Below are 889 nucleotides of genomic sequence, written 5' to 3'. Positions count from 1 at the left end.
GGCAGGTAGACCCGGATGACGTCGGACTTCTTGTTGATCACATGGTCGATGAAGCCCGGGTCCTGGTGGGAGAAACCGTTGTGGTCCTGCCGCCAGACGTGGGAGGTCAACAGGTAGTTCAGGGAGGCGACCGGCCGCCGCCAGGGGATCCCGTTGGTGGTGTCCAGCCACTTGGCGTGTTGGTTGAACATGGAGTCAACGATGTGAATGAAGGCCTCGTAGCAGGAGAAGAATCCGTGCCGGCCGGTGAGCAGGTAGCCTTCCAGCCAGCCCTGGCAGGTGTGCTCTGACAGGATTTCCATTACCCGCCCGTCACGGGCCAGATGGTCATCTTCGGGGACGGTCCGTGCGTTCCAGGCGCGGTCAGTCGCTTCCAGGACGGCAGTGAGGCGGTTCGAGTTGTTCTCATCCGGGGCGAAGACCCGGAAGTTCTCCAGGTTCGCCGCCATGACATCGCGCAGCATCTGCCCGAGCACCCGGGTGGCTTCCACGGCGCCGGTGCCGGGTTCGTTTACCGGCACGGCATAGTCGCGGAAGTCGGGCATCCGCAGGTCCCGCAGCAGGACGCCGCCGTTGGCGTGCGGGTTGGCGCTCATCCGGCGCCGCCCTGAAGGGTGCAGGGTACGGATGGCTTCAACAGGGGCACCGGAGTCGTCGAAAAGTTCCTCCGGGTGGTAGCTGCGCAGCCACTCCTCCAGGACCTGCCGGTGGCTCTCGTTTTCCCGTGCGGCGCTGAAGGGCACCTGGTGGGAGCGCCAGGAGCCTTCGACCTTCTGCCCGTCCACTTCGGCCGGGCCCGTCCACCCCTTGGGGGAACGGAGCACGATCATCGGCCAGCGGGGCCGTTCGCTCCGGCCGTCGTCGCGGGCGCGGCGGCGGATCTCCTGGA

At 66.4% G+C, this 889-nt stretch carries 1 protein-coding gene; it reads right to left on the bottom strand.

Annotated features, from left to right (window positions below; genetic code table 11):
• Positions 1–889 (bottom strand): phosphoketolase family protein (locus HGO92_RS23150; RefSeq protein WP_502305997.1); only part of this gene is annotated, 889 nt, incomplete at both ends.

Origin of the sequence: Crystallibacter degradans (assembly GCF_012952295.1) — a bacterium.
Taxonomy (GTDB): Bacteria; Actinomycetota; Actinomycetes; order Actinomycetales; family Micrococcaceae; genus Crystallibacter; species Crystallibacter degradans.
Note: the sequence above shows the minus strand (reverse complement) of the source record. Positions and strands in the feature narration are given on the sequence as shown.